Source organism: Thermodesulfobacteriota bacterium (assembly GCA_040755095.1).
Lineage (GTDB): Bacteria > Desulfobacterota > Desulfobulbia > Desulfobulbales > JBFMBH01 > JBFMBH01.
This window is the reverse complement of record JBFMBH010000203.1, coordinates 1-4,760: the sequence shown is the minus strand read 5'-3', so window position 1 is coordinate 4,760 and position 4,760 is coordinate 1. Positions and strand designations below refer to the sequence as shown.

Sequence of the window (4,760 nt, the reverse complement as noted above, 5' to 3'; positions counted from 1 at the left end):
GGAGCCCAGGGCCGCACCCACCGGCCCCAGCCACCAGGCACCCAGGCCGCTGGTGGCCACCGACACCGCCAGCAGCACGGCACCGGTGCCCAGCACAAAGCGGCGCTGGGAGAAAGCCATGAGGATGCCTGACGCGTCCACGGCCATACGGGCGACAGCGAGGAGCGAGATCCGCAAAACGGGCGCCGCCTCCAGATAGGCGGGGGTGAAGGCGACGGCCAGCGCTTCCCGGGCAAAGGCAAAGAGAAACGCCACCACCGGGAAGATCAGAACCGCGGCCGCCAGGTTGGCCCGCTGGTTGACCGCCAGGAGCTGGGCATGGCGACCCTGGGCCTGCAGGGCGCTCATCCGGGGCAGGGTGACATCGGCCAGCACCTGCCGTGCCACATCCACCACCGGCAGCTGGGTGACCCCGACCGTGAAGATGGCAAAGGCGTTGGCCGGGAACATCAGGGCGACGAGCCACAGCTCGGCCTGGCGCCGCAGCTGGAAGAGGCTGGCGTTGAGGCCGAAGGGAATGGCATGGGACAGGTGCGGCCGCAGGTGGCGCCGGACCCGGGCCAGCTCCGGCCAGCCGTGCCGCCGGGCCACGTAGACGAGCAGCAGCCCGCAGCGGGCCAGGGCGTAAGCCGCCAGACCGGCAAACACCAGGGGCAGGCCACCGGCCAAGGCGGCCGCGGTCACGATGCCGGCCCGAAGAGCGGCCAGCCCGACCAGGCTCCAGGCCTGCCCGGCCAGATCGCCGTCGGCGTTGGGCAGGTAGTCGAGGGTGGTGGTCAGGACCGACAGCCCGGCAAAACCGGCCAGCCAGGGCCAGGGCAGGGCGGCAACGGCGGCCGGTCGCCAGGGATTGGCCGGGCTCAGCAGGAGGGCGGCGGCCAGACCGGTGGCGGCCAGCACCAGGAGTGTCTGCCCCACATAGGTGGCCCGCTCCTCCCGGGGCAGGCGGGGCAGAAAGTAGAGCAGGCTGCGGGGCATACCCAGGGGCATAACCAGGGTCAAGGTGGCGGTGGCCAGCCAGAACAGCCGGTACTGGCCGTACTCCTCCACCGGCAAGAGACGCACCAGCACCATGGGCAGGACGAGCTGGGTGGCGCTCTCCAGGGCCCGGGCCCGGCCCAGGGTGAGGACCTGGGAGCGCAGGCCAGGAGCCGCCGCGCCGGCCGCCAGAGAAGAGGAGCCGGTCCTCATCGCCTTGTGCCGGGGGAAGGTCCCCCGCCCTCGATGGCGCTCAGGCCCCGGGGAGGAGAAGGGGGATGCGGGCGCAAGACCGCCAGGCCGTTCGCATCGGCAGTCATCAGCCAGCGGCTGCTGCCGGCGACCACGCTCGCCGTGCTGTCCGGCGCCAGCCCGGCCACGATGATGAGACTGACTGTGCCGCCGTCCGGACCGGCCAGCTCGAAGGAGGCATGCGCCGGCGTCCGGCTCACGATGGCCAGGGTGTCGGCAAGCCGGACCGCCAGCCAGCCGTCGCCGAAAAACGGGCGTGCGGCCGGAGACTCACGGAGCCCCAGCTCGCTGTCGGCCACCAAAATCACGGTGGCCACGGCCAGCTCCTGCAAGGGCTCCAGGGGGCGGACTTCCAGGCGGCCCCAGCCGGGGGAGGCGTCTGCCTCACACGGGGTGGCCGGCGGCTGATCCTCGCCCAGAGCCAGCCAACGGGCGCCGGTGCCGCCGGCCGCGGTCATGGTCACTGGCACGGGTGCGAGCACCTCCAGCCGGCCGAGGGCCTTGCCGTTGCCGATGCGCGCTGTGGGCCCAGGGCCAATCTCCGGCGGCTGGGCCAGGTGCCAAAGCAGTGCCGGCCGCTGGCGGGAGGCCAGCTGCACGGCATCACTCACCAGGATCAGGGGGTGGCTCATCCCTTCGTCACTGCTGGGCACGAACAGGAGATCCCGGACAAAGGAGCGGACCCGATCCTCACCGTAGGCCCGGGCCGCCTCACCCCGTGCCCAGACAATGCTGTCGTGCAGGGAAAAGGATTGGATGCCATCCAGGCGGTAGGCGCCTGCGGTCAGATCCGACAGGGTGGATGGCAGGGGGCTGGGCAGCCGCTGGCCGCCATTCCCGGGATCCTGGGGCGAGGCTGGCGCCGCCTTCGGATCCAGGAGCAGGGTGTTGTGGGCGACGCTCTGGCGGTAGTATCGCTGCCAGTGGGTGGTCCCGTAGCTGTCATAGCAGCCGGAGTCCAGAAGCAAGGGGCCCTGATGCTGGACCACGAGGCTGTTCTGGTCCAGGTGCTGATGGCCATCCGCAAAGAAGGGGGCAGACGTGAAAACCACCTGGGTGTGATGGTCGGGCCGCCAGGAGTCCTTGGCCACCACCAGGCCGCTGCCCCGGAAGTGCCGGGCCAGGGGCAGGCCTTCCAGGGGCTCGGCTGCCCGGCCTGGACCGAGGATCAGCCGCATTACCTGAAAGGGCGCCCACCACTCGGCCACAGAGCGCTGGTAGAAGGCCTCGGCATGACCGTTGCCGGTCAGGGCCGCCGAGATGGCTGTCAGATCCGCCACGTGCCTATCGGGCAGGTAAGCGCCCCAGACGTCCCCCAGCGCCGGCAGCCGGCCGGTGTCGTCGCGGCCGTAGATGAAGAAGTAGACGCTGTCATGGAGAAAATCCTGGCTCCACAGTTGGCCGGTGGCAGCCTGCCAGGCCAGGTGTGCCTCTGGGCGGGAGTAGGCCGGGCCGTACTTCCAGCCCTGATGATTGCCGCCATCGCGGCCGATGTGACTGAGCACCGGGTTGTAGCCCTCCTCCAGGTTACGGCGTACCGTGTCGCAGATCGGGGCCAGACGGTCGTCTTCCCCCCAGCGGGCCACGCAGGCCACCATGGCGGCGACGTTGCCATACCGGGAGTGCCCGTACACGAAGTTTGGCTGCCGCCAATGCGTGGCCTCCGGCTCCACCAGGAGATGCTGGTGGATGGCCTCCCCCACCGTGCTGCGCTCCGCGTCTGTCAGGTCGGCAAAGATCCAGTCGTAAGCCATGGCCATGGCGAGCAGGCGATTGCGGATGGCCGTGTCGCCGCCCTGGCCGGCTGGGATCCGTGCCAGCCCCGTCAGGAGCTGGCGACCGTAGCCGACGACCTCGGGCTGCCGGCGCAAGGCCGCCAACAGGGATACCGTCTGCACGGCCGGCAGCGGGTCGGTGCCCAGCTGCTCAGCAGTGGAGGCCTCCGCCAAGCGGCGCCGGACAAACGCTTCCAGAGCCACCACACCCTCCCGTATCCGCGGATCGACGCTCTGGCGCAGGGCCGTGAGCCGCTCCGGGGTCAGAATCACCCGGGGATGCTGGGAAGACACCTGGGACAATGCCTGCCCCGGGCCAACCCAGCAGGACAGCAGCAGCCCCAGGACGGGCATGGCCAGCCAGGGAGCTGGGCCTCTTTGCCAGATGGTGAGCCGCAACGCGTAGCTCTTTCGCAAAGACACCGTACCGGCCGGATATGAGGACACGGTTAATGATCGGTATGGCTCCGGTTACGAGCCGCCATGGCGGACTGCCGGCGGTGAATGCCGCCTTGGCCAGGAGCGCCCGTTTGGGTACGCCCGCGCATGGCAGCCCATCCCATGGCTCCCATGGCTCCTATAACTCCCATGGACCCATGGGACCTATAGGACTTATGGGACTTATGGGAGGTCACCAGGGCGGACTTCCGGCGGGCACGCCGCCTTGGCTCGTCCGTTTCACCCAATTGGGGTGCGGTCTGCCCATGGCAGCTCATTCCATGGCCTTTGCGGGTCGCCGCCGGCGCGCCGCCAGCACCAGGGCGCCGGAGCCGGCCAGGAGCGCCAGGCCGCCGGGAAGCGGCACGTTGTCGCCACCGCCGGGCTGGGTGCCGGGGCCTGGTGTGTCGATGATCACTTGCTCGCCGCCGCCGGGCAGAAGCTGCGCCGGCGGGTGGAGCCGGGTCCGGGGGCCGGTGTCGGTCACCGCCGCAGGGGCGGCGGCGGCAAACTGCTCCTGGCCCGCCGGCCACGCAACCGCGCCGGAGGTGCCCCGGTCCGAAAGCGGCCGGACCGGGGGCAGGAGGATGAGGAGCTGGCCGCGGCGCTCCTGGTCCATCGCCACCAGGGCCGGCCGCCGGAAGGCAGCCTCCACGAAGGAGGTGGCGCGTCTCGAATCCTGGTCGTCCGCCAACCGTGCTGCAGCCTCCAGGGACGGCCGCAGCTCAAGGTCGACACCCGGTCCTGCCGGCTGCCGGTCGTCCAGCAGGTACCGGCCCAGGCCGGTGCTCTGGATCTCGAAGGCCAGGGGGCCCACGACATTGGCCTGCAGCCAGGCAAAGCCCATGGCGGCGCCGGAAAAGCCGGCCAGCATGCCCAGGGTGAGAAGAAAGAGCCGCAGGTGCTTGCCCATGGGGTCCTCCTGGCGGTCACGAGGTCAGGTGCGCCACTGGCCCACAAGATCTTCGGCCAGCTGCCGCAGGCGCGGCTCCAGGGGTCTGGTCAGGGCCTGGTCCAGGAGGGCCTGGGCCCGGGGTCCTTCGCCCCGGGCCCGGGCGACCTGGGCGGCGTGCAGGGCGTAGACCCCGCTGGCCGGGTCCAGGCGCATGGCCTGTTCCAGGTAGTGCCAGGCCTCGTCCATCTCCCCCCGCTTGAAGTGCACCCAGCCGGCGGTGTCCAGGAAGGAGGGGTTTTCGGGCTGGGCCTTGATGGAGCTTTCCGCCAGCTTCCTGGCCTCCTCCAGCCGGCCGGGCTCGGGCTGGTGCTCGGCGTAGAGATAGGCGAGGCCGTTCTGGACGTCCGGGGCATCGCCGTGCC

4 protein-coding genes are annotated in these 4,760 nt (G+C 70.7%); all 4 read right to left on the bottom strand.

Annotation, left to right across the window (positions count from 1 at the left end):
• On the bottom strand, positions 1-1,191 hold a 1,191-nt coding region (locus AB1634_18680), incomplete at its 3' end, for an oligosaccharide flippase family protein (protein ID MEW6221539.1).
• The gene (locus AB1634_18675) at positions 1,188-3,299 is read right to left on the bottom strand and encodes a heparinase II/III family protein (protein ID MEW6221538.1); all 2,112 of its coding nucleotides are present in this window, start codon (positions 3,297-3,299) and stop codon (positions 1,188-1,190) included. The genes AB1634_18680 and AB1634_18675, both read right to left, overlap by 4 nt.
• 418 nt (positions 3,300-3,717) lie before the next feature.
• Complete coding sequence (locus AB1634_18670; GenBank protein MEW6221537.1) at positions 3,718-4,356, bottom strand: hypothetical protein; 639 nt, start codon at positions 4,354-4,356, stop codon at positions 3,718-3,720.
• A gap of 24 nt (positions 4,357-4,380) precedes the next feature.
• Positions 4,381-4,760, bottom strand: a 380-nt coding sequence (locus AB1634_18665; protein MEW6221536.1) for a hypothetical protein, incomplete at its 5' end; no start/stop codon positions are given.